Origin of the sequence: Streptomyces changchenzhani, assembly GCF_039766235.1 — a bacterium.
In the GTDB taxonomy this organism is placed as follows: Bacteria; Actinomycetota; Actinomycetes; order Streptomycetales; family Streptomycetaceae; genus Streptomyces.
The window spans coordinates 1-25883 of record NZ_JBDHNH010000015.1; the positions used below are offsets into that span (position 1 = coordinate 1).

Consider the following 25883-nt stretch of genomic DNA (forward strand, 5'->3'; position numbering starts at 1 on the left):
TTCGCGGGTCCCAAACGTGAGGCCGAGGAGATCAAGGCGCGGATTCAATCGTTCCTGCGTGAAGAACTCAGGCTAGAACTTTCACAATCCAAGACCCTGATCACTCACGCAGCCAGCCAGGCTGCGAGATTCCTCGGATACGAAATCAAGGTCCTGCACGCCGATACTAAAATTACCTCTGGAAAGAGGTCTGCCAACGGCAGGGTCGGCCTGTTCGTACCCGGGACCGTAATCCGGAATCGATGTACGAGCTACACGCGCAAAGGGAAGCCCACTCATCGCGGCCTGTTGATGCACGATCAGGACTACACGATCGTCGCACGATACGGAGCCGAGTATCGCGGGTTTATCCAGTATTATCTGCTGGCCCAGAATGTTCACCGCCTGGGACGACTGCGACGGGTTATGGAGGTCTCCTTACTCAAAACCCTGGCTGCAAAGCACAAGTCGACCGTCAACAAGATGGCTCGTAAGTATAAAACGGTCATCGAAACCCCTGACGGTCCTCGAACGTGCTGTGAGGCCGTCGTGCAGCGCGACAACGGCAGAAAGCCACTGGTAGCCCGTTTCGGCGGGATTCCTCTCAAGCGCAAACGTACTGCCATCATCGCCGACATCAAGCCGACTATGGCGGTCACTAAACGCAACGAGCTGATCCATCGGCTCTTGGCTGGACAGTGCGAGATGTGCGAGGGACTGGAAGGACTGCAAGTTCATCACGTCCGCAAGCTCGCGGATCTAAACCGCCCGGGTCAGTCGGAACGGCCCGTATGGGTACGGATGATGGCCATGCGGAAGCGTAAGACCCTTGTGGTCTGCGAGCGTTGTCATCAGGATATTCATGCGGGACGTGCCACGGTTATTGAGCCGAAACTGATTGGTTGCCTGGTCGTTGGTCGGGTGTGATCGAGGGTGGGGACATGCGGCGGCTGTCGCCTGGGGCGCAGGAGGATCTGCGGCTGCGGGTGGTGGCCGCGTTGGAGTCGGGGCGGGTGGCGACGTACGGCCAGGCCGCGGAGGTGTTCGGTGTTGCCGAGCGGTCGGTGGGCACCTGGTGGCGGGCGTTCAAGTCCGGCGGCAGGCAGGCGTTGCTGGCACCCGAGCGTGAATCCAGGGCGGGCAGGGGCGAGTTGATCGACGACTCCGCTCGCGGTGCGGTGTTGCAGGCGATGCGTGACTACACCCCGGCCGATCTGGGGCAGAGCGGGGTGATGTGGACCCGCGCCTCGGTCCGGGTCTTGATCCGGCTGGTATGCGGGGTCTCGATGACGGAACAGGGGGTGGGCAAGTGGCTGCGCCGGCACGGCTTCACGCCACAGCGTCCCGCACGCCGTTCCTACCGGCAGCAGGACGAACAGGTACGGGCCTGGCTGGAGGACGAGTACCCGGCGATCGCCGCGCGGACCCGGAAGGAGAAGGCCGAGCTGGTCTGGGCCGACCAGTGCGGACTGCGCTCGGACACCGCCCCGCCCGGACGCTCCTGGGCCCCGGCCGGACACACCCCGCTGGTGCGGGTCAACGGCCGCCGCTTCAAGGTCAACATCATGTCGGCGGTCGCCTCACGGGGCGCCCTGTGGTTCACCGTCTTCCCGGAGAAGTTCACCGCGAAGGTGTTCTGTGCCTTCCTCGACCGCCTCGCCACGCAGGCCCGGCGCAAGGTCCACGTCATCGTCGACCGGCACCCTGAGGTTCCCCCGAGATGCGGAGGGCGATGACAGCGGGTCAGATGGTTCTCATGAGAGGAACTCTGACCATGGCCGCTCCGAGGAAATATCCGCTGGAGTTGCGTGAGCGTGCGGTGCGGATGTATCGCACCGCCGAGCCGAAGCCCCAGATCAAGCGCCTGGCCATTGAGCTGGGGGTCCACCCGGAGGCACTGCGCGGCTGGATCCGCCAGGCCGAGGCCGACCGCGGCGAGCGCGACGACCGGCTGACCACCGAGGAGAAGGACGAGCTGGGCCAGCTGCGGCGGGAGGTGAAGGAACTGCGCCGGGCGAACGAGATCCTGCGCACGGCCTCGGCTTTTTTCGCCCAGGAACTCGACACGACCCGGCGCAGGTACTGACGTTCCTCAGCGAACGCAGTGACCTCGGTGTCGAGCCCGTACTCCGGGAACTGCACGTCCCCTCGTCCACCTACTACCGCTGGCGCCGGCAGGAGAAGGAGCCGTGTGAACGCCGCCGCCGTGACGCGGAGTTGACGACCAAGATCGAGGAGATCCATGCCGACTCCGGCGGGATCTACGGCTCGCCCCGCGTGCATGCCGTGCTCAAGCGCGAGGGCGTGGCCATCGGCCGCAAGCGGGTCGAGCGATTGATGCGCGAGGCCGATCTGGCGGGCCTCAGCCCACGCCGCACGGGCAAGGGCTTCACCCGCCGCGACCCGACGGCCACGCTCGCCCCGGACCTGGTGCAGCGGGACTTCACCGCTCCCGTGCCGAACCGGCTGTGGGTCACCGACCTCACCATGATCCCCACGGGTGAGGGACCGCTGTGGGCTCTCCGCGATCCGCGACGCCTTCTCCCGCCGGGTGGTGGCCTGGGAGACCTCCGCCCGCGCGGACGCCGACCTGGTCCTGTCCTGCCTCGAGTACGCCCTGGCCAGCCGCGAGCCCGTGCCCGGCACCTTGATCCATCACGCCGACCACGGCTGTCAATACACGTCCATCAAGCTCACAACACGGCTGGTACGTGCGGGTATTGAGGGGTCGATGGGGTCCGTGGGCGACAGCTACGACAACGCCCTCGCGGAGAATCTGTGGATGCTGATCAAGACCGAGTGCGTGCGCGGACGCGTCTTCGTCACCCGGGCCGAGGCCAACCTCGCGCTGTTCGAGTACATCGACGGCTTCTACAACAGCCGACGCATCCAGAAACGCCTCGGCTACCTCAGTCCCATCGAGTTCGAGGAGAAGCACTACGCCAACCAGGCGACGACCGAACAAGCGAACCTGAAACCACGTCAACCCATCCTGACCAGCTGATCAGCACCTCCCGCACACCGGGGGAACCTCAGAGTGCGGACTGCCGCTTTGGTCTGCGCCTGGCTCAGGGCGGCGGGAGCGAGATGGATGGTGTGTGTCCGAGGCCCTGATCCGCATAGGCGCCCGGCAACCGGGGTGCTGGGCCACCGCCAACTGGCAGCGCGTCATCACCTGCACGAGCTTCAGCGACTCGGTCATCAGCTCGTCGAAGCGGTCGTGCAGCACACTACCGATCGTCTGGGCCACAGCAATCACCCCCCGGCGCGGACCGAAGGCCCGGCACCTTACCGAGCGCTGCTGCGGCGCTGGAGCGAAGGCGACGGTGCCGTCTCGGACCTGGTCTCCCGTCGTTCCAGCGGGGGCGTGGCTGCGAGTATCTGTCCGACGAGGTCGAGGCGGTGATCCGTGATCTCCTGCGGACCCGGTGCCTGAACATGGTCACGTGTTACTCCCGGACAGCGGAATCCTTCCACCGCGATCGCCAGCAGCTCATCGACTTCGGCATCCTTGAGCCGTTCCTCTCCGCTGCCCGCGAGCTCGGCCGCTTCCTGCTGTCCGTCGACAGTGGGACATCACCGTGGGCAGCATCTCGCAACCTCCGCATCGGGCCATGCCCTTCGGTCCGGCTCTCCAGGGGAACAGCCAGGGGCCGGTGAATCGCAGGCGGGGGACGCACACAGTGCGGTCCTCCAGCCGGCGTGGGGCGTCCCCATATCGGTGAGCAGGTGCCGCAAGTGGAAACCGCTGAGGCGTATGAGGCTGAACCATGGGTGAGGTACCCGTAGGAGAGCCAGAGGCGGCTCATTCCTGCCTTCATGCCAGGGGCATGAGCCCACCACGATGGGGCCTGCGTCTCCAAGACCACCTTCAGGTGAGTGGCCCCCGGAGCGCCCAAATCAAAAGGGGAACAAGCGTGTTAGTGCGTAAGTTCATGGTGATGATGACCGCGATTGTGGCACTGGTCGCGGGCCCGGTCCTGACCGGCAGCGCGTCGGCCGCGCCCGAGTCCCAGCCGTCGCCCTACACGGCGCAGGCGCTCGACGCGGGGCTGACCAGCCCGCAGGCGGCCCAGCTTCAGCAGCAAGTCGACAGCTACCTGGCCAAGCATTCGGAAGCACGCCAGGTTTCCGCGAACAAGCTCGCGATCGGCGGCGGCTCTCTGACCCTCGCCGCCCCGGGCCAGCAGCCGGCCCGCGACCTGGCCGCACCCTCGAACAGCGCACTCCTGCCGTGCGCCTCTGGCCACCTGTGCATCAGGGACGGCTACGGCAACAACTACGACTACTACTACTGTGGTTACTACAGCTTCGGTGGTGCCGGCGACGGCACGTTCAACAACAACCAGAGCTGGGGCACCCGGGCACGGTTCTACAACTCGAACGGCACCGAGCGCTGGTCGCACGTCGCCAAGGGCTCCGGCACCGCGTCGTGGACACCCGTGTACTACATCCGGCCCTGCTGACCTCGTAGATCAGCAGTGAACGGCGGTGTTCCCAGCACGCACCCTGGCTGGGAACACCGCCCTTCCACCATCGAACGACCGCGCGGGCGCCCATTCGAGGGATACCGCCGCCGGGCCGGGGGAGGACCTGCGGCCGGCGCACGGGAGCTGCTCCAGGCCGTCCCGGGCGGTGGACAAGGAGCAGCGGAGGAACACGCCCCGGCAGCCCCGCGTCGGGCCGCTTGAGGCCGTCCGGAGCCAGATCGCGACAAGTGTTGCGCCATCTGTTGCGGCAACGGGTGTGCCATCTGTTGCGCCTACGGTTGCGCCGCCTTGCAGGCCGCTTCCGGGTTCGTGCAGGTCACCACGCGGTTTGGGTGTGGTCGGGCCGCTGACATCCCCGTTGCGGACGCTTGCTCCCAGGTTTTGGCTGGAGTTGAGGAGCGGGGCGGGCTGGGCGGTGCGGCGGCGGCCGGGGATCGAGGCGCCGCTCAACGGGCGGCGCGCCGGCCGGGGCCGCCGCGCAGCCCAGCCCGTGTCAGCGCTGCGGCGTCAGGCGGGGGACGTCGACGGGGGAGAGGTCGGGGCGGGGCCGGTGCCAGCGTGCGGGGTGGTGCCAGTGGCCGGAGGCGTCGCGGGCGACGTCGACGCCGACTTCCACCACCAGCTCGGGGTCCACCAGCGTGACGGCCAGCTTCTCCCGGCTGCCCCACCCCGCGGAGAACGACCATCCTGTCCACGGATGACCGTGCCGCCTCACAGAAAGCCGGTCGGCGACCGCCACACCTGCCGTCTGGGCGAGGGTGGTGGTGCGGCCCACGTACTGGAGGCGGCCTTCGGCGTCGTATCTGCCGAGCAGCAGCGTGCGGGGAGCGGCCAGGGAGCCGGTGAACGCGCCGACGATCGCCTCGCTCGTCTCTTCCACGGGCGGGTGTCGCCGGCCTTGGAGGAGTAGTGGACCTTGCGGTTGAGGCTCTCGCGGCCGGACTGCTCGCCGTCGCCCAGCGGCCGGTTCTCCTCGCAGACCTGGAGGGTCTTGTTGCGCGGGCGCTGCCACACGGTGTGCTTCTCGCTGCCTTGTTCCACCGTGACCTTGCCGTACACGTCCGCGCACAGGTCGGTGTCGATCTTGCCCTGGATGTCGAAGAGCGTCAGCGTGCTCAAGTCCATCGTCCAGTCCACCGACGGCGCTGCGGCCGCCTGTGCGGGCGCCTCCTGGGCTCCCGCCGGTGCGCCGGCCAGCAGGACCGGGGCCAGCAGACCACAGGCCGCCACCCCGCAGACCTTGCCCGTACGGGACATCAACATGCTCATACGCCGTTCCCTTGCAAGAGAGGAATGAAGGAGGGAACCGGCTATCGCTGGACGACCAGCAGTCAGTCCCCGGATGGTCGGGCGTTCTTCCGGGTGATGACGGCACGCACCGGTGCCGAGTTCGCGGCAGGAGCCCGAACATGCGAGCACATCCTGGAGAGTCGGCCCGGACGCCATAAGCCAATACTGGACCGCGGCCTCCACTGTGGCTGTCGGCGGCCTCGCGTACGCGCTCTGCACGCGCAGGCGGCGCGAGTTGATGCGTGAGTGGGTGGTGCCGCTGCACCAGGCGCTCGCCGTGCCGCTGGGCATCTCGGAGCTGACCGACCCGCGCCGCTACCTCCACGTCCCGCGCAACTTCTCCGACGACGACGCCCAGATACGCATCGATGTTCCGAGGCACCTGCGGTTCAGCGAGGACCTGGTGGCCGACCTCATCGCCAAGAAACTCGCCCTGGAAAACGTCTCCTTCACCTGGCGCCGCGCGGGCAGGGACACGCACGTCATCGTCAAAAAGCGCCAGGCACCGCCGAAGATGCTGCGTCTGTCCGACCCCGGGGTGCGCGAGATTCTGGCAAAGATGCCTGAGTCCGCGCCGCTGATCGGGCTCGGAGCCGCGAAGAAGAAGGTCTCCGTCGACCTGGACGCCGACTCGCCGCACGTCCTGATCGCCGCGGGCAGCGGCGGCGGCAAGTCGACCATCCTGCGCTGCATCACCTGCCGGTTCATCCACAACGGAGCGCTCGCGTTCGTTCTGGACTTCAAGCGGATCTCCCACTCCTGGGCACGCGGCGTGCCCGGCGTCACCTACTGCCGGGACATCGCCGAGATCCACGACGCCCTGGTCGGCCTCGCTCTGGAAGGCCGGCACCGGATCCGCCTTGCTGAGCAGCTGGACGACGACGTCCTCGACAGGGAGCCCTGGCGCGTCGGACCCAGGGTGGTGATCCTCCTCGAAGAGGTCAACGCCACCATGACGCAGCTCAAGCGGTACTGGGCGAAGACCCGGGAGAGCGGCGACCCCAAGGAGTCCCCGGCCATCGACGCGCTCGCCGAGATCCTGTTCATGGGCCGCCAGGTCCGCCTGCACGTGCTCCTGGTCGCGCAGTCCGGCACCGCCCGCGCCATCGGCGGCCCGGAGATGCGCGAGAACTTCGCCACCCGGATCCTGGTCCGCTACACCCTCAACGCCTGGCGGATGCTGGTCCCCGAAGTCAGTCCCATCCCGATGCCGTCCGAGCACGACGGCCGTGTCCAAGTCGTCACCCGCGGCCGCGCCCGCGAGACGCAGGTGCTGAACTTGTCGAACGCGGAAGCCCGCGAGTGGGCGATGTCCGGCGTCCACTCAGGCGGCAAGACCGGCACCACCCTGCAGAAGGCGACCGCACCCGCCACGCCGCCCGTCGACGTCCTCACCGAAGCCTGGAGCAACACCACTCCGGCCGTCGCCTCCACGGCAGCCCCCGATACGACACCGGCCGCCGACGTCGACTTGCTCGCCGACGCCTGGAGCCTCACGCCCCCGGCTGCCGACCCGGGTGACAGCGCGGCCCGCGCCACTACGGCGACGCCGCCGGCGAACCCGCCCGTGGACGACGACCAGGCGGTGGGGCTCCGCCAGGCCCACGAACACCACCTGCCGGACATCACCCTCGCCGCGCTGCGCTTCGCCCGCGCCAACGACCCGGAATTCCCCGGCTCCACCGACAAGCGCGGCGCCGAACTCCTCTACCGCGTCGGCGACCTCAAGCGCTGGGCACGCAACCGGCCCCGCGCCGCTTCCGGCACCACCGACCTGGGCTGACCGGACCGTGCCGAACCTGACCGACGCCGAAGCCGCCGACTGGCTCACCGCCACGGCGCCCGGGGAGACTGCCCTGGTGGACGTAGGCGATGAGGGGGCGGCACGGGGCTGGTCTTTCATGACGCCGATCCGACCAGTCCCTCGGCCGGGCCGCAGCCCGGCTTGCTCCACTCGGCTCTCCGAGATCCCTGTCACGGTGCCGGCAAGCCCCAGATGGGCAGCGGACGCACGACTGATCGATCTTGCCGAGCCGGCGTCAGAGCCAGCCCAGGACCTCTGCTACGGCGCACTCCCGGCAGGTGCCCTCGCCCGGCCGGGAGAGGGGCGGGCAGGGGCTCGTCGGGTGGCGCCAGTACTGCCGCCGGGCCTGCCCGCGAGGTCAAGAGGCACGCCCGTAGCGGATGTTCCCGCTCCAGATCTGTTCCAGCCGTACGCGGGCACCCGGGCGGGGGGCGTGCCAGATCTTGTCGTCGCCGGCGTAGATGCCTACGTGTGTCATGGTCGACCCTTTGGGGAAAAACACCAGATCGCCGGGCGTGCGGTTTCGCCGGGAAATGTGCGAGGTGTGCTCGTATTGCTGCTTGGCGGTACGGGGAAGCCTTCTGCCGGCTTTCCGGAAGGAATAGAGCGTCAGGCCCGAACAGTCGAACCGTTTGGGTCCTGTCGCGCCGCGGGCGTAGGGGGCGCCCTCCTTGGAAGCGGCCACGGCCAACGCCCGGACGCCGTATGGCGCGGCCGCGTCGGCGGGCGACACGGGGCCGGCCGACGTGCCTACGGTCAGGAGGAAGAGGAGCAGGAAGGCGCGGGAGAGCCGGAATCTGGCGGCGCGGCGAACATGGCGCTGAGCCTGTTGGGCCTTACGGGAGCCGGTCCTTGAGACGGACATCGAAAAACCTCCGCGTTCGGATGCAGAGAGCAGTCGGTCGGATACCTGCGAAGTCCTGTTTTCATTGCCGTTGTTCGTGGCACGTAACAGCCGACCATATTTCTCCGATGCCGCCCGCAATTCACTTTCGGACACGGGTTGGGCTGTAACCGTTCTGCAACAGATCCGCGAAATTATGGAAAACATATCCTGTAGGAGTACCCGACTCGCCGTATTGATCCGAAACGGTTGTGATTCTGGGTCGTTGAGCTGTCTGTGAGTGAACTGGTGGGGGATGCGCGGCATTTGTTGACGTCGGCGCAGGAGGCGTTGCGGCTGCGGGCGGCGGCCGCGCTGAGGGCGGGCCGGGACCGTGGGGACGTGGCGGCGGTGTTCGGGGTGTCGTTGAAGGCGGTGGACAAGTGGCGGGCGAAGAGGTGGGCCGGGGGCCGGGAGGCGTTGCTGGCCCGGACGAAGGGCCGCCCAGTGGGGGTGCACCAGATGCTGCCGGAGGCCGGGCAGGCGGCGGTGCGGCAGGCGGTTCTCGATCACCGGCCGTGCGAGGTGGGACTGGTGGGGCAGTTGTGGACGCGGCGGCTGGTGGGTGAGCTGATCGCGAACCTGTGTGAGCGGGGGCGGGGGAGGTGGCGCCGACATTGGTGATGGCTAACTACGGCGCCAAGGCCCGTCAGCGGTCCTGCGGTTGGTGGGGCGGGTGGTGGGGGTGCGAACGGCGATGCGGGTGATGTCGTCGCTACCGGGCCTATTGAGCCGAAACTGATTGGTTGCCTGGTCGTTGGTCGGGTGTGATCGAGGGTGGGGACATGCGGCGGCTGTCGCCTGGGGCGCAGGAGGATCTGCGGCTGCGGGTGGTGGCCGCGTTGGAGTCGGGGCGGGTGGCGACGTACGGCCAGGCCGCGGAGGTGTTCGGTGTTGCCGAGCGGTCGGTGGGCACCTGGTGGCGGGCGTTCAAGTCCGGCGGCAGGCAGGCGTTGCTGGCACCCGAGCGTGAATCCAGGGCGGGCAGGGGCGAGTTGATCGACGACTCCGCTCGCGGTGCGGTGTTGCAGGCGATGCGTGACTACACCCCGGCCGATCTGGGGCAGAGCGGGGTGATGTGGACCCGCGCCTCGGTCCGGGTCTTGATCCGGCTGGTATGCGGGGTCTCGATGACGGAACAGGGGGTGGGCAAGTGGCTGCGCCGGCACGGCTTCACGCCACAGCGTCCCGCACGCCGTTCCTACCGGCAGCAGGACGAACAGGTACGGGCCTGGCTGGAGGACGAGTACCCGGCGATCGCCGCGCGGACCCGGAAGGAGAAGGCCGAGCTGGTCTGGGCCGACCAGTGCGGACTGCGCTCGGACACCGCCCCGCCCGGACGCTCCTGGGCCCCGGCCGGACACACCCCGCTGGTGCGGGTCAACGGCCGCCGCTTCAAGGTCAACATCATGTCGGCGGTCGCCTCACGGGGCGCCCTGTGGTTCACCGTCTTCCCGGAGAAGTTCACCGCGAAGGTGTTCTGTGCCTTCCTCGACCGCCTCGCCACGCAGGCCCGGCGCAAGGTCCACGTCATCGTCGACCGGCACCCCGTACACCGCAGCAAGGCCGTCAAACGGTGGCTCGCGGCGAACACCGACCGGATCGAACTGCACCTCATGCCGGGTTACAGCCCCGAACTCAACCCCGACGAGCTGCTGAACGCCGACCTGAAACACCACGTCCACGCCGCCCGCACCACCTCGACCGACGATCTCGCCCGCGAGACACGACGCTTCCTGCACCGCCGACAGCACCAACCCCACATCGTCTCCGGCTACTTCCACGCCCGGCACGTCCGCTACACGATTCAGTAGGCAACCCACCAGTTTCGGCTCAATAGCAGGTCAGCTCCGCAAGCGACCGAAGCCGTAGTAGGGGACCGGATACTATTTCGGCTGCAGGTCTTCTGGCAGATTGGCGCGCATTTCCTGCTGGAAGCTGCGCAATCTACTTTCCTCCTCCGGGTAGGCCGTCAGGAGATCGTAGGCGTACCCGGCCGCAGGTTTCGACCGTCCCGAGGTGATCTCTTCGTAGAGGATCCACGTGCTGCCTCGGATGACGTTCTGGCACTCCTCTGCGATGCTTTCCTGATCCCCGTACGCAAGGTTGTTGAGCACACCGAGGAGGTGCCACCGCCACTCCAAGGGGACGTCGGGATCCGCGAGTGCAGCGGTGACTACCGAGGCTGTGGCCACGGCCGTTTCCATCAAGTTGGACTGAACGTAGGCGTGGTTATCTGCCCAGCCCATTCCTGTGCGCGATGGTGGCGCCTCTTCTAAGGCTGCCAAAAAATCGTGCGGAATGTGATCGGCGTTTTTGCCGCAACCACATTCCGTTGTCCGCCAGCTATGGCGCGAGATCTCGATCTGGACGAGTTCCATTACCATTCCGGCAGCATTTCCGATTCGGGCACTGGTCGCTTGGCTGGTGCGGACACTTGGCCGGGGCAGCCCATGGGCGGGTGTTGAACTTTCAGCGCAGGTAGGTAGGGAGGTTCTCGCGGGCTGCTCTCTGGACGCTCTTGAGACGGTCAGCCTCGTCTTCGAGGAGATCAAGCAGTTCATATGCGTATGCCGCTGCCACGATGGATCGGCCGGAGACGATCTCTTCGTAGAGGATCCAGGTTCCTCCCTGGACGACCTTCAGGCATTCGTCTGCAATATCGTCCTGCTCGCCAGTGGAAAGTACCTGCAGTACGGCCAAGAGATGATGCCGGTGCTCCACTGGTGCGCCATCGGCGAGCGCCGCCATAGCGATTGACGCCGTGGCTACGGCAGGTTGCATGAGATTCGACTGTACGTATGCGTGACTGTCGGCCCAGCCGGCACCTGCGTCTTCCGGTGGCGGGCCTGCAAGCGCCGCCAGGAAGTCGTGCGGAATGTGCTCTGCCGTTCTGCGGCAGCCGCACCACATGCTGGCCCAGTCGTGTCGGGAAATCTCAATCTGAACCATGTTCATGTGCGCCGCCCGCTAGTAGTTCTGTGCGTCCCAGGGGCCGGGGCTGTCATGTTGGACGCCCGGCTGGAACTGGAATGGGCTAGGGTAATCGGCCTGGCAGTTGACGCAAACTGGCTTTTTCTTGACGATCAGATTCGCGCCCTCCCCTTTTTTAACGGTGTAGGCGTTGGTGAATCTAATCTTCGTCGCGTCTCCGCCCAGGGCGTAGCAGACGTTGCCTTCGGCGCAGTAAGAGACGCCCGGGAACTTGCCGCCGGAAGAGCCGATTGCTATCTCGCCGGTTTGGGTATTGTAGCCGCCTACGTACGTGCGGCCGGAGTGCTTCGAGCTGTAGTTCTTCAGGGCGTAGCCCTCCAGCATGCTCTCCGCCTGCTTGAGCTGACCTGCATGCGTCCAACCGGGCGGTGCCGTGCTTGTCTCCAAGACATTCGGCCCCTTCTTGGCGCTCGCTGGCCCCCGGACTGAGGGGCCGTATGGGGGGAAGTCCAGGGTCAGTCCACCGGGCCTGGCTGCACCAGGAGCACCAGCGAATAGCCCCTTGAGTCCGTTCCAGGCGGGGCCGATGAGGGTGCCCAGGCCGCCTCCGAGTCCGCCGAGTAGGAGGTCGAAGGGGGTGGTGGGTTGGCATTGGACGGTGTTGACGCCCCAGGTGTAGCCCATGCCGATGCCGGCGTTGACAGTGGCGGCGGTGGCCAGGGCGCGGCCGCCGGAGAGGCCGAGGGAGGCGGCGAATCCGCCGCCTACGGGGGCGAGGAGGCCGGCGCCGACGCCGATGAGTGCGCCTTTGCCGGTGGAGGCGGCGAAGTCGCCCCATTGGAAGTCGCCTTCGTGGGTGAGGGCGTAGGTGGCTCCGCCAATGATCCCGCCGAGGACGCCGCCGACTGCGGCGCTGATGCACAGCGGGCACAGGCCGGAGGGGTCGGAGAGGTTGACCGGGTCGTTGTCGGCGTAGTTGTAGGGCGCCTGATTGAGGTTGCCGGCCCCGGCGGGAATGGGGTCGGTGCTGGTGAAGCGGCCTTGCGCGGTGTCGTAGCTGCGGGCGCGCAGGAGTAGCCGGTCGGGGAGGCTGGGGTCGGTGCTCTGGCCGGTGAAGCCGAAGGGGCTGGTCTGTTTGGTGCCGGTGCCTGCGGTGCCGGTGGCTTTGCCCCAGGGGCTGTAGCTGTAGCGGTAGTTCTCGGTGCCGGTGGTGTCGTAGACGCCCTGGACGGAGCTTTGCTGGTCGTGGGTGAAGTAGAAGTCGGCGGTGGCCGAGCGGCCCATGGACTGCGGTGCGCCGTCCGGGCCGTACTGGTACTGGCCCAGGAGGGTGCCGGCGCCGTTGCTGTCCGCGGCGATCAGGGGCAACTGGTTGTTGCTGTCCCAACGGGTGGTGCGGTCCAGAGCACCGTTCTTCTTGGTGGTGGTGCGGTTGCCGTCGGCGTCGTTGAGGAAGGTGTAGGCGTTGGCGCCGATGGTGGCCGACTTGACCCGTCCGGCCGGGTCAAAGACGTAGGTGTCGCTGCCGTCCTTGGTCTGGTTGCCATCCGCGTCGTAGCCGAAGGCGGTGGTGGTGGTGCCGGTGACGCTCTGCTTGAGCTGGTCGGCAGCGTCGTAGGTGTTCGTGGTGGTGGTGGCGCCGGTGGCAGAGGTCTTGATATTGCCGACCGGGTCGTACTTGTAGGTGCTGCCGGTGGTGCCGGTCAGGCAGGAGGTCGCCGTCGTGTCGGTGCAGTTGCGGGCGACACGTCCGGCGTCGTCGTAGGCGTAGCGGGTGGGAAAGCCGCTGCCCTTCTTGTCCGCGATCACGCGGCCGTCGGCATCCAGCGTCAGGGCGTTGGTGCCCGAGGGGGTGGTGACCGAGGCCAGGCGTCCGGCGGTGTCGTAGGTGCGGCTCTCGCTGCGGGCCGTGGTGGTCGGCAGGGTCGTGCCGGTCGGGTTGCCGGCCGCATCGTAGCCGTAGGCGACGGTCTTGGAGTTGAACCGCTGGCTCGAGACCCGGCCGTTCTTGTCGTACTTATAGAAGACCGAGCCGCCCTGCGGGTCGTAGCGGTATTCCAGGCTGCCGTCGGTGTTGTAGTTGTACTTGAACGGCTTGGTGGCACCGGGCGAAGTGACCGTGGCGAGCTGGTTGTCGTCGTGGTAGTTCAGGGTCCGGGTGCCGGTCGCGTCGGTGGCTTCGACGGGGCGTGAGGCGTCGTCGTACTTCACGCTGGTGGCCGGCGTGCCGTCCGAGTAGGCGACCTTGGTGGGCAGGCCGCGGGCGTCGGTGGTGAGCGTGACGCTCTGCCCGCGCGCGTTGGTGACCTTGCCCTGGTGCCCCTCGGGGTCGTACTGCGAGGTGACCGTGCGCGCCAGCGGGTCCTTGGTGGAGGTCACTCTGCCTTCGGCGTCGTTCCCGTAGGTGGTGACGTTCTTGTTCGCATCGGTCTTGGTCGTCAGGTATCCGGCCGTGTCGTAGCCGTAGGCCGTGACGGCCCCGTCCGGACCGGTGACCTTGTTGACGCGGTCCAGCTCGTCGTAGCCGTAGAGGGTCTTCTTGCCGCGTGCGTCGGTGGAGGTGTCGGCGTTGCCCGCGGCGTCGTAGCCGGTGGTGCGCTTGTTGCCCAGCGGGTCGGTGACCGAGGTGGCGTGGCCGGCCTCGTTGTAGCCGTAGGTCCAGGTGTACTTGGCCGCATCCGCACCGGTGACGTTGCCGCGCGGATCGACCATGGAGGTGCGCAGGCCGTCGCCGTCGTATCCGAAGGTGGTGCGCTCGGTGAGCGGGGAGACCTGTGCGGTCAGGTTGCCGTCGTCGTCGTACTCGTAGGTGGTCTTGTAATTGTTCTGGCTGGCCGAGGAGATCAGCCGGCCGTTCTTGTCGTAGACCAGCTGCGCTGTGATCTGGTTCAGGCCGTCGTTGGCCTGGGTGACGTTGCCGTTGTCGTCGTAGGCGACGGTGCGGGTGTGGCCGAGCGGATTGGTCGTGGAGGTGGGGCGGTTGTCCGCGTCATAGCCGAACTTGCTGGTCTTGCCCAGCGGGTCGGTGACCGTCTTGGGGCTGCCGACCTTGTCGGGGACGGTCTTCCAGGTGTAGGCAGCCTTGGTGGCGCCGGGAGCGTTGCCGCGGGCGGTCACCGTCTCCACGCGGTTGCCGGCCTTGTCGTAGCCGTAGGTGGTCTTGGCCCCGGTCCGGTCGGTGACCGATGCGGTCCGGCCGGCCTTGTCGTAGCCGGTGACCATGGTCTTGCCCGCCGGGTCCGTCACCACGCTCAGACGTCCGGCGTCGTCGTAGTCGTAGCGGGTGATGCGGGTCTTGGCGTCGGTGACCTGGGCCAGGTTGCCCGCCAGGTCGTAGTCGTAGGTGGTGCTGTTGCCCCGCGCGTCCTTGACCGTCTTGGGCCGGTCGGCCGCGTCGTAGGTGAAGGCGGTGGTGAATTTCGCCGGGTCCGCACCGGCGGCGTTGCCGCGCGGCTCGGTGGCGGTCTTCACCTGCCCGGCGGCGTAGTGGGTGAAGGTGGTCTTCTTGCCTTCCGCCGTGGTGATCGACGTCTGGTTCCCGGCGGTGTCGTACCCATAACGGGTGGTCTTGCCCCCCGCCGAGGTGGCGCTCTCCAGCAGTCCCGTGTCCGGGAAGTAGCTGAAGATCGATGTCTTGCCCAGCGGGTCCTTGACCGAGGTCAGCTGATTCTTGGCGTTGTACCCGAGAATGGTCTTGTCCGACTCGCCGCCGGTGTGCGTGGCGACATTGCCCGCCGCGTCATACGTCCACGACTCGTCGGACGCACCGGTCTTGCGAGCGGTCAGCTGCCCGACAGCGTTGTAGTCCCACGTCGTCAGCCGCTTCTCCGCATCGAGCGCACCGGTGCGGTTGAACCGCTGGTCGTAGCGGTACGAGCTCGGGTTGCCGAACGGGTCGAGCTGGCTGAACTGAGGTTCCCCCGAGATGCGGAGGGCGATGACAGCGGGTCAGATGGTTCTCATGAGAGGAACTCTGACCATGGCCGCTCCGAGGAAATATCCGCTGGAGTTGCGTGAGCGTGCGGTGCGGATGTATCGCACCGCCGAGCCGAAGCCCCAGATCAAGCGCCTGGCCATTGAGCTGGGGGTCCACCCGGAGGCACTGCGCGGCTGGATCCGCCAGGCCGAGGCCGACCGCGGCGAGCGCGACGACCGGCTGACCACCGAGGAGAAGGACGAGCTGGGCCAGCTGCGGCGGGAGGTGAAGGAACTGCGCCGGGCGAACGAGATCCTGCGCACGGCCTCGGCTTTTTTCGCCCAGGAACTCGACACGACCCGGCGCAGGTACTGACGTTCCTCAGCGAACGCAGTGACCTCGGTGTCGAGCCCGTACTCCGGGAACTGCACGTCCCCTCGTCCACCTACTACCGCTGGCGCCGGCAGGAGAAGGAGCCGTGTGAACGCCGCCGCCGTGACGCGGAGTTGACGACCAAGATCGAGGAGATCCATGCCGACTCCGGCGGGATCTACGGCTCGCCCCGCGTGCATGCCGTGCTCAAGCGCGAGGGCGTGGCCATCGGCCGCAAGCGGGTCGAGCGATTGATGCGCGAGGCCGATCTGGCGGGCCTCAGCCCACGCCGCACGGGCAAGGGCTTCACCCGCCGCGACCCGACGGCCACGCTCGCCCCGGACCTGGTGCAGCGGGACTTCACCGCTCCCGTGCCGAACCGGCTGTGGGTCACCGACCTCACCATGATCCCCACGGGTGAGGGACCGCTGTGGCTCTCCGCGATCCGCGACGCCTTCTCCCGCCGGGTGGTGGCCTGGGAGACCTCCGCCCGCGCGGACGCCGACCTGGTCCTGTCCTGCCTCGAGTACGCCCTGGCCAGCCGCGAGCCCGTGCCCGGCACCTTGATCCATCACGCCGACCACGGCTGTCAATACACGTCCATCAAGCTCACAACACGGCTGGTACGTGCGGGTATTGAGGGGTCGATGGGGTCCGTGGGCGACAGCTACGACAACGCCCTCGCGGAGAATCTGTGGATGCTGATCAAGACCGAGTGCGTGCGCGGACGCGTCTTCGTCACCCGGGCCGAGGCCAACCTCGCGCTGTTCGAGTACATCGACGGCTTCTACAACAGCCGACGCATCCAGAAACGCCTCGGCTACCTCAGTCCCATCGAGTTCGAGGAGAAGCACTACGCCAACCAGGCGACGACCGAACAAGCGAACCTGAAACCACGTCAACCCATCCTGACCAGCTGATCAGCACCTCCCGCACACCGGGGGAACCTCAGAACAGGACATTCTTGTAATAGAGGTCCGTCCACACCCCACCGTCCGGAGCGGTGGCGTCAACCTGGTCGAACAGCCCGGTCGTGGTGTACGCGAACGTGGTCGTGTTGCCCAGCGCGTCGCTCTGGGACGTCACCCGCCCCTGGGCGTCGTACCCATTGGTCGCCTTGGGCTTGTCCCGGGCGTCGGTGACCTTCTCCAGCCGCCCGGCGGCATCGTACCCGTACTTCTCCTTGGCCCCGTCCACCGCGGTGACGGTGGTGAGCCGCCCGTCGGTGTAGTCGTAGCCGATGAACCGGCCGTCGGCCAGCGTCAGCTTGTCCAGCCGCTCCCCGGTGTAGGAGAGCGAGGCAGCACGCCCGGCGGCATCGGTGATCCCAGTGGGCCTGGAGTCGGTATAGGTGAAGGCCAGGCCCTGTCCCGTACGGTCCTTCAGCGACGTCAGCCGCCCCGAACCGTTGAACGCGTACACCCGGTGATCGGCCGTCGTGACGCGATACCCCGAGCCGTCGGCGGCCAGCTTCGAACGCGCCCAACCCGGCGTGACGAAGGAGCCGTCGCTCTTCTTCGTATAGGCGTGCTGCGCGCCCCCTTCACCGTGCAGCACCACATTGCCGCCCGGCTGGACAGCCAGGGCAACCTCCCACGGCAGGCGCCATCCCTTGCCCAGTGCCCCACTCTCCGCCAGGCCGGAGCTGTAGGTGCGCTTGACGTCCAAAGGCACGCCGGGGGCGGGCACCTGGGTGTCGGTGAAGCACTCGGTGAACGCCCCGGTAGCGGTGTTGACCGGATCGGCACGCATCACATCCGTACGCGGCGCCCCGCTCGCATCCCCGCAGTAGCCACCACCGGCCGGCCCCTCGGGCAGGCTCGGCACGATGACAAACGCGTTGTACGAACCGCACTTGCGGGTATCGGCCGGGTCGTCCACCACCTGCGTACAGGCGTAAACGAAGTACTTCGGCTCCGCCGCGGTGCACGTGGTGCTCGGCAGTGTGATCGTGGCATTGACGACCGGGAACTCACGGTTCGTGTTCAGCGTCGGAGCCGACACGGTCTGGCCGAAGTCCAAATCCTTGTCCGGCGCCCCGGCACAGTAATCATCAATCTGCCAGGTGACCTTGACCGGATGCACCTCATCATCGGCGCCCCCCGTCTGCCAGATCGCAGCCGACACCTGCAGCGGCTCACCCGGAACAGCAGGGCCGATGTAATTGCCCAACGTCTCCAGGAACCCGCCCTGCTGTGCCGCGACGCCGCCGAACGGGTCGTGCGTGACCTGCCACAGCGCGCCACTGGTATACGAGGCGGCAGCGCCCGCCGCCGCGCTCTTCAGCCCCGGACCGATCGCAAGTTTCTGCAGCCGGTTCTTCTCCAGCGCATCCAACTGCGCCCGCGTAGCCGGAGGGCTCGTCGTCGCGGGCAGACCGCGCGAGCGTGTCGCACCGGAGCCGGGCTTGGTCTGCTCCCGCCGCTCCTTGAGTGACATCGGGTCCTGGCGGGGCGCCGGCTGCGGTCCGTGGCCCCCTACGGCCTCGGCTGCTGTGGCTGTCTGAATGACCGGTACATCGGTCAACCAGCCACTGCCCGCGATTACGGACAACACCAGCAGGACAACCAGCACACGCACGCGCGCAGACACAGCCGACAGCACAATTCCCCCCACGCCGTGGTCACGGCACCCGCACAGCTCTCCCCGAGCATGAACACGATCATGATGACCGCGCTGAGGAATATATGTAGGCAGCGCGCAAGGAATCAAGAGGCTCTGTGAAGTGGCCGGCACAGAACGTGATCACATATCTGGGCAGTCCGCCCAAAGCGGCGGTTGGGAAGGTCTTTGCCCACCACCCGTATGCCGCAAAACACCGGCATACCGCAGGGATCACCAGACGTCACCACCCGAAGCCAACCCGAAAAGGTCAGTAGGCGGCCAGGGCGGCGCGGCCGGCCTCGGTGGGTTCGACCATGTCGCCGCGTTCCCCGTTGGCCGGGACGACGACGCGGACGAGGTCCCGCTGCCACAGCTCGACAGAGACGCTGTGCCATTCGATTTGGCGCAGGAGCCACTCTTCGTGGCTGGGATGGTGTTCGTTCATGCCGGGAGCCGGCGACTCAGCTCGTGGAAAAAGTCGGACATCACCTACCGGCTCGGGGGACTTGGTGATCAGTGTCAGCAGGGAGCGTTCATCGGTGCTCAAGGCCATGCGCTCAGGCTAGAGGCGGTCGCCGGTTACGCAGGACATGGCACGTAAACGACATAACCCCGCATAGCGGCGGGCCCGGGAGGCCGCCCGCCGGACTGCGGCCGCCGAGCGGATCGGTCCGCGTCCCAAGCGCACCCCGCGCAAGCCGGCGACGCTGTCGACCTCAACCCGCCCGGTACCTTCTACCGTGACTGGGCCCGGCCGACTGCGCCCCCAGGGTATGAACGGTGCCAGCCCGCTCGACTTGGTTGTGGCCTATCTCGGTCCCGAGTCCGGTGAGGCCGACATGATGAGGACTCTCCTCGCGTACGCAGAGATCTACGGCCAGCAGATCCCCGTGGGTGCGCCCGGCATCGGGAGTCGCTGGCGCGTCTGTCCGGCACGGCCGTCGAGGCGGCCGCTGCCCAGGAAATCAGCGAGGACGAAGCCGTTGAATCGCTGCACTCCCTGCACGCCCAGGGGCTGTTGCTCGTTGCTGATGACGGCTCGGTGTGGCTGACGGTCCCACCCGGCACCCTGTACTCAGCGCCCGACGGCGGGTGGGCTTTCGTGGAGAAGCGCATGGATGCGCCGAAGGAGGCTGTTGCCGCCCTGGACTCCCCCTGACGCTCACGTCACCGCAGTGGTGCCCGGCTCGAACCCGTGCTGACCTCGTCAGGACTGGGACGTGGCGGGCACCGCAACAGGTGGTCCCGGCATCGGGGCTCCCTCCGAGGAGGCTTTGTCCGCGTTCCACTGCATGAGGAAACGGGCGGGCAGCTCGCGGCGCTCAATGACGCATGCCGCCAAGGAGTTGACGCGCACGCCCCTGTCGCCGACCCATTCGACGAAGCCTCGGGCGGCCAGCCGGTCGACAGTCTCCAGCACTTCACCAGGCGCCAGGTAGTCGAGCACCCCGTCGTCGAGTTCATCGGGCTCGTGGCCGCCGCTGTCGCCGCGGCGGATCCGGGGTACCTCAACTCCATACAACGTTCCCGTCACACTGGCGTTGCTGAAACTTCCGACCGGCGCGCTCACTGCCCCGCTCGGGCTGCTCCTCATGCGCGGGGAGTTCATTCCCGGCCTGAGTGCTCTCGACTCGTCGGCCCAGATCATCGCCTGGGCTGTCATTTTCGGCTATGCCCAGCCACTCTTCACCAGATTCGTCGACAATCAGGCTCAGGCCGTACTGAATTCTGTTGGAGGGCCGAAATGCCGCGCCGGGTAGAACCAGCCGCGATCCACAAGCCCCGGCCGCGTGACACATGCACACGGCTCGACCAGCCGGAGCGTGGCACACCCCGGCCACACCCCCGACGGAACACCTTGCCGTGCGGCGTGTGCGGTCCTGTGCTTCTCTGAGAGGGCCAGAACGAGTGCCCGCGGCAACATGCCTTCGTCAACAGGCTCATGACCTGCCGCCGGGCGCTTCATTGCCATGCCGCGATCAAGTCCATCGTTGCATGACTGCGTTCACACAGGAAAGGAGCCTCGTGATGACCACCACGGGAAGTCAACAACCGTGCAACTTCACCACCAGCCGCCCGACGCTCAAACGTGGTTCGTCGGGGGAGGCGGTCAAGCAGGCGCAGTGCTACCTCAACCTGTCGATGCAAGGGGACAGGCTGCTCGAGGACGGATCCTTCGGTCCGGTCACCGACGCCGCGACTAAGAGATTCCAGAAGTGCGCCGCGATTACGGTCGACGGCATTGTCGGCGCGCAGACCTGGTCGTTCCTTACCTTCTGGGCAAACTCGCCTGACTTTGTCTGCTGAGAGCTTCTACGCGCCATGAAAGCGTGAGCAGACGGCGGCGATTGGGCCGCAACCGCCGCCGAAACTCTCGTCAGGCCGCCATCGGCGCCGACTTGGCGACGATCAGCTGCTGCCCGACCTTGATGGTGGTCAGATCGCGGTTGTGTCGGCGGAGCTTGAGCGTTTTGACCCTGTTCACGTGGCCTTCGACGACGCCTGAGCTCCAGGAGAGGGTGAGTCCGGCGGTGACGGCGTCGAGGTCGCGTCGGAGGAACCCGGCGAAGCCGCTCATGGGCTTGGGGGCGTCTTGTTCGGCCTGGCGGATCCAGTCGTGCAGCAGGTGCCCACGCTGGTTGCGGACCAGATCGGCGAAGGAACGCGCGAGGTCACAGGCCCGCGTGATGTCCGGGCAGGCGAGCCGGACTTCGAGCAGCCGCTCGTCCTGGCTGTCGGTGAGGGACTCGCGGGGCCGCATGATCCACGAGGTGATCTTGCGGGGGCTGGGGATGTCGGCCCGGATCGGTTCGGCGGTGCCCGCGCGCAAGGCGGTGAGATGCTTGCGGACTACCTGGCGGCTTCCCCGGTAGCCGCGTTCGTGAATCTCCAGGAACAGACGGCTCCCGCTGACCTGGCCCGATGCCTCGGTGAAGCGGGCGTTGAGATACGGCTTGAACGGCTCCAGCACGCCGGCCGGGCACCGTTCGCGGGCGGAAGCGAGCATCACGTCGAGGTCGGTATCGCGGAGCCGGCGCATGGTTCTGCGGTCCAGGTTCAGTCGCCGGCCGATGGCGCTGATGGTCCAGCCGGCATCGACGAGTCGGCGGACGTCTTCGTGCCGGTGACGGGTGCGTTCGATGATTTGGGTCGGGGGAAGGCTCGGTGGTGGCAGGTCCATCGGTGGTGGCTCCGGTGGCGCGGGCGCCTCATCTTCGATGTGTTTGCGCAGGCAGTCGCGGTGCTGGTGGCACGTCTTCTCGACCGCACGGACAGGTTCTGCAGCAGGTGCCAGCGATCGGCGATTTCCAGGGCGTGCGGGGCGGCCTCCTTGACCGCACGGGTGTAAGCGGTGGCCCGGTCGCGGCAGACGATCTCGACGCCGGGATGGGCACGGAGCCAGTCGGCGAACGTCTTTGACGTCCGGTCGGGCAGTACGTCTACGACTCGCCCGGCCTCGACGTCGACCAGGACCGTTCCGTAGGTGCAGCCCTTGCGGAAGGCGAACTCGTCGACGCCCAACACCCGCGGCGACCTGTCGGGCACGAGCGGTGCTTCGAGGAGTTCGAGCAGCTTGCTGCGGCCTGCCGGCAGAGACGTTCGCCGACCCGGCTTCCCAGTTCGACGGCGACCGCCCGCAGCCACTCCTTCGTGCCGAGACTGGATCGCCGATACCGTTCGCTCAGCCCGCTGACCTGCTCGACGAACGTCTTCCGCTCGCAGGAGGACTGGTCGCAGAAGAAACGTCGCACTCGGAGTCTGACCTGCAACTTAGTCCCGGTAAGGGGGCGTTCGGCCAGACCACGCTCATACGAGGAATGCACTCGACGGGCTCTTGACCGGCAGCCCGGACAACGAGGCGCGGGGCTGCACGCGGAGGCCGACACCACCAGCGCCTCCGCGGTGAACGCGACCCGCTCCAACCGCACATCGATCTTCGGGAACAGCACATCTTCCAGCGAGCAGACCCCCATGACCGACAGATCCCCTGCCGAATCGTTCCCGCAGTCCCTCGCTGACCTGGCGATTCACGGAACTCCGGTCAGAGCCCGAAATTTCCTCAATTTCGCTCTTCGTCCCAGTTGGTCCACGAAGTGGACCAACTGGGGAATGTGGGGAGCGGAAAGCAGAAGGACTCACCGATCACCTGTCGGTGAGTCCTTGAGTGCGGGGTGCGTCAGTGGGACGAGACGAACCCCGCTGACTGGTCGAGGTGGAAGGGCGAGCAGGGGCTCTCGGGCGTCCAGCCCTGGGTGAGAGCGGTGCGGATGGTGTCAGCCACCTGGGATGGCAGGGCTGGGCTGCTTCTGGGCGCCGCTCTATTCGCTCACAGGGACTGCGCTGTGGTGGTTCAAGCGGCGCGGCGCTACCGGACTCCTCCTGCGCCTGACCGGCTGGCCGCCCCGGCCCTGCAGGCTGGCTCCACACCGCCGGGCCAGCTGCCGCTCTCCTCACCGCGTCAGCTTCGCGCACCAGCCGCCGGATACCGGCTGCCGTCGCGTTGCCGACCTCAGCGTGGCTTCACGCTCCGTGGGGCTGGATGCCCTTACGGTGACGTTAAGTGATGTCTTCTCGGTGCCCGCGCCCCGTCCCAAGGGAGTCACCCCGCCATGCCGATGCTGCTGATCAAGGGCTCGTACGAAATCACCAACACTCAGCCGGACGGGGACACCGTCCACTTCCGACCCGATAACACCGACGAGTGGGATCTCGTGGGCGGTCCTCACAAGGTCAAGCGCAACGATGCAGGCCGCGCCAAGCTCCGCCTCGAGGCCATCGACACGCTGGAGACCCACTACTCCCAGACCGGCCCGGAGGTCCACCAGCCGCTGACCTTCGCGCATGCGGCCAGGGACGAGCTGCTGACCTGGCTCGGATTCACCAACATTGTGCGCCCGTCCAACGAGACGGTCACCGAGACCACTCCCGCGAGCGTGCCGGGCTGGATCCTGACCCGCAGCGCGGACATCGGCGGCCGGTGCATTGCCCTGGCAGGCCGGGGCACGCACCCAGGCACGAGCGGCACGCAGATCTTCGTGGACGCCCCCATGCTGCGGACCACGGTCAACCATCACCTGATCTCAACCGGTCTGGCCTATCCGCTGTACTACCGCACCCTCTTCTTCGACCTGCGCAACGAGCTGACCGCCGCGGTCCACGACGCCCAGGCAGCCCCCGGCAAGGGGCTGTGGCCCGATGACGTGACCATCAAGGGGGCGACCGTCACGGGCATGTCCTCCCTCACAGACAACGTGGTGATCTTCCCCAAGCTGTTCCGGCGGCTGGTGGACTATCTGAATCTCGGCTCCTCGAACCTGGCCGGGTTCCCGGCCTACCTCGCCCAGGAAGAGGACCGCTTCTTCGTTCTGTCCACCGGCCAGTTCACCACCGGCTTGGACGCGGTGGTCAAGGTCGTCGGCACCAAAGTGCGCATGACTCGCCCCTCCGAGGACCTCGTCTTCGAAGAGAACTGAGCAGGAGGCACCCGCCATGACCCACGTCGCAGACTTCCGCGCCCTCTCCGAGCTGCTCACCGGCGAGTTCCCGCTGGACCCGGCGACGGCCGGCGCGCACCGCGAGCGCCTGGCCCGCCACTTCCCCGCCGACCTGGACCGTCTCATCGACGCCTACCGCACGGCCGTCGGCCAGGCCGATCCCGGTGCGGCGCTTTTCGCCGCCGTCAACGCCGACCCGAAGCTCGCCAGGGCTGCCCGGGAGACGCTTGCCATCTGGTACACGGCGCAGTTCACCCGCCCCGACAACACGCAGGACGCGCCGGACACCCCCGCGCGCTACCGGGCCGGGCTGGTCTGGAAGGTCATCGACGCCCACCCCATCTCCGCAGCCCCGGTCCCGGGCGGCTACGGCTACTGGACCCAGCACCCCTGAGCCAAGGAGACCTGATGGACACCACCTATGACGTCGTCATCATCGGCGCCGGAGTCGCCGGGGCGCTGTGTGCCTGCCGGATCAAGGCGGCCAAGCCGCAGGCGCGGATCCTGCTCCTGGACGCCGGCGACAACGAGATCGACGACGACCAGCGTGAGGCGTTCGTCGACGCCTACCAGGTTTCGCCGAGCAAGAACGTGCCCTCCCCGTACGCTGCGTTGCCCAACAACAAGCTCGGCTACGCGCCCTCCTCGGACGGCACCGGTGATCCGGTCGCCATGAACCGGTACTACGTGGAGAGCGGCCCGGATCTGTTCAAGAGCGGCATCCAGCGGATGGTCGGCGGGAGCACCTGGGCCTGGCGGGGCAACACCCCCCGGTTCCTGCCCACCGACTTCGAGCTCAAGAGCCGATACGACATCGCCGTGGACTGGCCGTTCACTTACGCCGACCTGGAGCCGTACTACGCCCAGGCCGAGGCCGAACTCGGTGTGGCGGGAAACCGGTATGAGTGGGAGGCGCTCACCCCGCGCAGCACGGACTATCCGATGCCGGGCATCGCCGCCAGCTACGGCGACGAACTCGTACGCACAGCCCTTGCCGATATCGAGCCGATCGACGGCATCCCGGTCACCGTGCTCACCACCCCGCAGGCCCGCAACTCTCAGGAGTACCAGGGGCGCAGTGCTTGTCAGGGCAACTCCAGTTGCATCCCGATCTGCCCGTCCGGCGCGAAGTACGACGCCTCCGTCCATGTCCGTCGGGCCCGCGACGAACTCGACGTCCAGGTCCGTACCGGCTGCACTGTCACCCGCCTGGTGCCGCGGCCGGGCAATGCCTCGCCCACTGTCGTCTTTAGGGACTGGACCACCACCGAGCAGGCCGAGGAGCAGGTCAACGGCATGCATGTCGTGTTGGCCATGAACGCGATCGAGACCCCGAAGCTGTGGCTGATCTCGAAGCTGGAAAACCGCAGCGACCAGGTCGGCCGCAACCTCATGGACCATCTCGCCGAGGAGGTCGTCGGCTTGTTCGGGCAGCCCGTCTTCCCCTTCCGCGGCCCGCAGTCGACACTCAGTATCGAAACGTTCCGCGACGGGCCGTGGCGGCGCACCACCGGCGCGTTCCGCATGACGATCGGCAACGACGGATGGGGCCGTTTCGAATCCCCGGGCTCGGCAGTCGACAAGCTGATGTGGGACCCGGCCACCAAGAAGCTCAAGCACTACGGCACAGAGCTGCAGCACCAGCTCGCCGAGCGGGTCACCCGCATGCTGCGCATCGGCTACTCCACCGAACAGCTCCCCGACCCCGCCAACCGGGTAACCCTCTCGGACGAGAGGGACGGCCTCGACATCCCACGCCCCAAAATCGCCTACAAGATCGACGACTACTCCAAGCGTGCCCTCGCCTACGGCCACTCCGTCGCCCGCCGTATCTGGCAGCACATGGAGGACACCGCCGGCGCCGAGGAAATCGAACCCATGCAGCCGACGCTGAAGTACAACGGCGCCGGCCACCCCATGGGCACCACCCGCATGGGAACCGACCGGGCCACCTCCGTGGTCAACGCGGACGGACTCTCCCACGCCCACACCAACCTGTGGGTCGTCGGTCCATCCGTCTTCCCCACCGGCAGCACCGCCAACCCCACCCTCACCCTGGCCGCACTCACCCTGCGTACCGCCGACAAGCTCGCCGCCACCCTGCCGTGACGCAATC

General features: G+C 67.2%; 26 protein-coding genes and 1 pseudogene. 15 read left to right on the forward strand and 12 right to left on the reverse strand.

What is annotated here, in order from left to right:
- The 6 genes and pseudogenes from ABCR94_RS33900 to ABCR94_RS33920 all read left to right on the forward strand — a co-directional run.
- The coding region (locus tag ABCR94_RS33900) for a group II intron reverse transcriptase/maturase (RefSeq protein ID WP_347124780.1) at positions 1-906 on the forward strand (906 nt) is incomplete at its 5' end.
- A gap of 14 nt (positions 907-920) precedes the next feature.
- A complete protein-coding gene (locus tag ABCR94_RS33905) occupies positions 921-1715 on the forward strand; it encodes an IS630 family transposase (protein ID WP_347124781.1) in 795 nt (264 codons plus the stop codon).
- A gap of 20 nt (positions 1716-1735) precedes the next feature.
- The gene (locus ABCR94_RS33910) at positions 1736-2065 is read left to right on the forward strand and encodes a transposase (protein WP_347116874.1); all 330 of its coding nucleotides are present in this window, start codon (positions 1736-1738) and stop codon (positions 2063-2065) included.
- 131 nt (positions 2066-2196) lie between these two features.
- Positions 2197-2343: pseudogene (locus tag ABCR94_RS39300) on the forward strand (IS3 family transposase); the annotation flags it as partial.
- 136 nt (positions 2344-2479) lie between these two features.
- The gene (locus ABCR94_RS33915; RefSeq protein ID WP_347124783.1) at positions 2480-2983 is read left to right on the forward strand and encodes an IS3 family transposase; all 504 of its coding nucleotides are present in this window, start codon (positions 2480-2482) and stop codon (positions 2981-2983) included.
- Positions 2984-3896: 913 nt separating this feature from the next.
- Positions 3897-4445, forward strand: coding sequence for a hypothetical protein (locus ABCR94_RS33920; RefSeq protein WP_347124785.1), 549 nt, complete (start codon positions 3897-3899; stop codon positions 4443-4445).
- Between the two features lie 517 nt (positions 4446-4962).
- Here the strand turns inward: ABCR94_RS33920 and ABCR94_RS33925 are convergent.
- The gene (locus ABCR94_RS33925) at positions 4963-5184 is read right to left on the reverse strand and encodes a hypothetical protein (RefSeq protein ID WP_347124786.1); all 222 of its coding nucleotides are present in this window, start codon (positions 5182-5184) and stop codon (positions 4963-4965) included.
- Entirely contained in the window at positions 5181-5738 is a 558-nt protein-coding gene (locus ABCR94_RS33930) for a hypothetical protein (RefSeq protein ID WP_347124787.1), read from the reverse strand. Before ABCR94_RS33930 ends, ABCR94_RS33925 begins: the two co-directional genes overlap by 4 nt.
- A gap of 205 nt (positions 5739-5943) precedes the next feature.
- On the opposite strand from ABCR94_RS33930, the gene ABCR94_RS33935 reads away from it, so the two are divergent.
- Complete coding sequence (locus tag ABCR94_RS33935; protein ID WP_347124788.1) at positions 5944-7542, forward strand: pRL2-11; 1599 nt, start codon at positions 5944-5946, stop codon at positions 7540-7542.
- Positions 7543-7921: 379 nt separating this feature from the next.
- Here ABCR94_RS33935 and ABCR94_RS33940 read toward each other — a convergent pair whose 3' ends face one another.
- Positions 7922-8428 carry a C40 family peptidase gene (locus ABCR94_RS33940; protein ID WP_347124986.1) on the reverse strand — a complete coding sequence of 169 codons (507 nt, stop codon included), beginning with the start codon at positions 8426-8428 and terminating at the stop codon, positions 7922-7924.
- A gap of 255 nt (positions 8429-8683) precedes the next feature.
- On the opposite strand from ABCR94_RS33940, the gene ABCR94_RS33945 reads away from it, so the two are divergent.
- Together ABCR94_RS33945 and ABCR94_RS33950 are read left to right on the forward strand one after the other, a co-directional pair.
- Positions 8684-9070 (forward strand): helix-turn-helix domain-containing protein, encoded by a 387-nt coding sequence (locus ABCR94_RS33945; RefSeq protein ID WP_347122527.1) that lies wholly within the window; start codon positions 8684-8686, stop codon positions 9068-9070.
- A gap of 161 nt (positions 9071-9231) precedes the next feature.
- Positions 9232-10260, forward strand: a complete 1029-nt coding sequence (locus ABCR94_RS33950; protein WP_347122526.1) for an IS630 family transposase — start codon at positions 9232-9234, stop codon at positions 10258-10260.
- Positions 10261-10332: 72 nt separating this feature from the next.
- On the opposite strand, the gene ABCR94_RS33955 is transcribed toward ABCR94_RS33950, so the two are convergent.
- The 3 genes from ABCR94_RS33955 to ABCR94_RS33965 all read right to left on the reverse strand — a co-directional run bounded on the left by ABCR94_RS33955 (position 10333) and on the right by ABCR94_RS33965 (position 14851).
- Positions 10333-10827: a hypothetical protein gene (locus tag ABCR94_RS33955; protein ID WP_347124789.1), complete on the reverse strand. Its 495-nt coding sequence runs from the start codon at positions 10825-10827 to the stop codon at positions 10333-10335.
- A 91-nt stretch (positions 10828-10918) separates the two neighbouring features.
- The gene (locus ABCR94_RS33960) at positions 10919-11404 is read right to left on the reverse strand and encodes a hypothetical protein (protein WP_347124791.1); all 486 of its coding nucleotides are present in this window, start codon (positions 11402-11404) and stop codon (positions 10919-10921) included.
- Between the two features lie 12 nt (positions 11405-11416).
- A complete protein-coding gene (locus ABCR94_RS33965; protein ID WP_521978437.1) occupies positions 11417-14851 on the reverse strand; it encodes an RHS repeat-associated core domain-containing protein in 3435 nt (1144 codons plus the stop codon).
- A gap of 490 nt (positions 14852-15341) precedes the next feature.
- Between ABCR94_RS33965 and ABCR94_RS33970 the strand changes: the two genes are divergently transcribed.
- Together ABCR94_RS33970 and ABCR94_RS33975 are read left to right on the forward strand one after the other, a co-directional pair.
- Positions 15342-15671, forward strand: a complete 330-nt coding sequence (locus ABCR94_RS33970) for a transposase (protein WP_347116874.1) — start codon at positions 15342-15344, stop codon at positions 15669-15671.
- 50 nt (positions 15672-15721) lie between these two features.
- On the forward strand, positions 15722-16588 hold the full coding sequence (locus ABCR94_RS33975; protein ID WP_347118397.1) for an IS3 family transposase: 867 nt from the start codon (positions 15722-15724) through the stop codon (positions 16586-16588).
- Positions 16589-16616: 28 nt separating this feature from the next.
- Here the strand turns inward: ABCR94_RS33975 and ABCR94_RS33980 are convergent, their stop codons facing one another.
- The 3 genes from ABCR94_RS33980 to ABCR94_RS33990 all read right to left on the reverse strand — a co-directional run bounded on the left by ABCR94_RS33980 (position 16617) and on the right by ABCR94_RS33990 (position 19806).
- Positions 16617-18248 carry a DUF6531 domain-containing protein gene (locus ABCR94_RS33980; protein WP_347124792.1) on the reverse strand — a complete coding sequence of 544 codons (1632 nt, stop codon included), beginning with the start codon at positions 18246-18248 and terminating at the stop codon, positions 16617-16619.
- 292 nt (positions 18249-18540) lie between these two features.
- The gene (locus ABCR94_RS33985; RefSeq protein WP_347124793.1) at positions 18541-18825 is read right to left on the reverse strand and encodes a hypothetical protein; all 285 of its coding nucleotides are present in this window, start codon (positions 18823-18825) and stop codon (positions 18541-18543) included.
- A 654-nt stretch (positions 18826-19479) separates the two neighbouring features.
- Positions 19480-19806 carry a hypothetical protein gene (locus ABCR94_RS33990; protein WP_347124795.1) on the reverse strand — a complete coding sequence of 109 codons (327 nt, stop codon included), beginning with the start codon at positions 19804-19806 and terminating at the stop codon, positions 19480-19482.
- A gap of 494 nt (positions 19807-20300) precedes the next feature.
- Between ABCR94_RS33990 and ABCR94_RS33995 the strand changes: the two genes are divergently transcribed.
- A complete protein-coding gene (locus ABCR94_RS33995) occupies positions 20301-20579 on the forward strand; it encodes a peptidoglycan-binding domain-containing protein (RefSeq protein ID WP_347124797.1) in 279 nt (92 codons plus the stop codon).
- A 70-nt stretch (positions 20580-20649) separates the two neighbouring features.
- On the opposite strand, the gene ABCR94_RS34000 is transcribed toward ABCR94_RS33995, so the two are convergent.
- From ABCR94_RS34000 to ABCR94_RS39305, 3 genes are read right to left on the reverse strand one after another with little or no spacing between them, the layout of a single operon-like run.
- The gene (locus ABCR94_RS34000) at positions 20650-21312 is read right to left on the reverse strand and encodes a transposase (RefSeq protein WP_347124798.1); all 663 of its coding nucleotides are present in this window, start codon (positions 21310-21312) and stop codon (positions 20650-20652) included.
- A 17-nt stretch (positions 21313-21329) separates the two neighbouring features.
- Positions 21330-21818: a transposase gene (locus ABCR94_RS34005; RefSeq protein WP_347124800.1), complete on the reverse strand. Its 489-nt coding sequence runs from the start codon at positions 21816-21818 to the stop codon at positions 21330-21332.
- Positions 21713-22246 carry a transposase family protein gene (locus tag ABCR94_RS39305; protein ID WP_521978442.1) on the reverse strand — a complete coding sequence of 178 codons (534 nt, stop codon included), beginning with the start codon at positions 22244-22246 and terminating at the stop codon, positions 21713-21715. The genes ABCR94_RS34005 and ABCR94_RS39305 overlap by 106 nt, the downstream gene beginning before the upstream one ends.
- A gap of 636 nt (positions 22247-22882) precedes the next feature.
- Here ABCR94_RS39305 and ABCR94_RS34010 point away from each other — a divergent pair.
- From ABCR94_RS34010 to ABCR94_RS34020, 3 genes are read left to right on the forward strand one after another with little or no spacing between them, the layout of a single operon-like run.
- Positions 22883-23746: a nuclease gene (locus ABCR94_RS34010; protein ID WP_347124802.1), complete on the forward strand. Its 864-nt coding sequence runs from the start codon at positions 22883-22885 to the stop codon at positions 23744-23746.
- A gap of 16 nt (positions 23747-23762) precedes the next feature.
- A complete protein-coding gene (locus ABCR94_RS34015) occupies positions 23763-24161 on the forward strand; it encodes a sugar dehydrogenase complex small subunit (protein WP_347124804.1) in 399 nt (132 codons plus the stop codon).
- Positions 24162-24175: 14 nt separating this feature from the next.
- On the forward strand, positions 24176-25876 hold the full coding sequence (locus ABCR94_RS34020; RefSeq protein ID WP_347124806.1) for a GMC family oxidoreductase: 1701 nt from the start codon (positions 24176-24178) through the stop codon (positions 25874-25876).
- Positions 25877-25883: the final 7 nt, after the last annotated feature.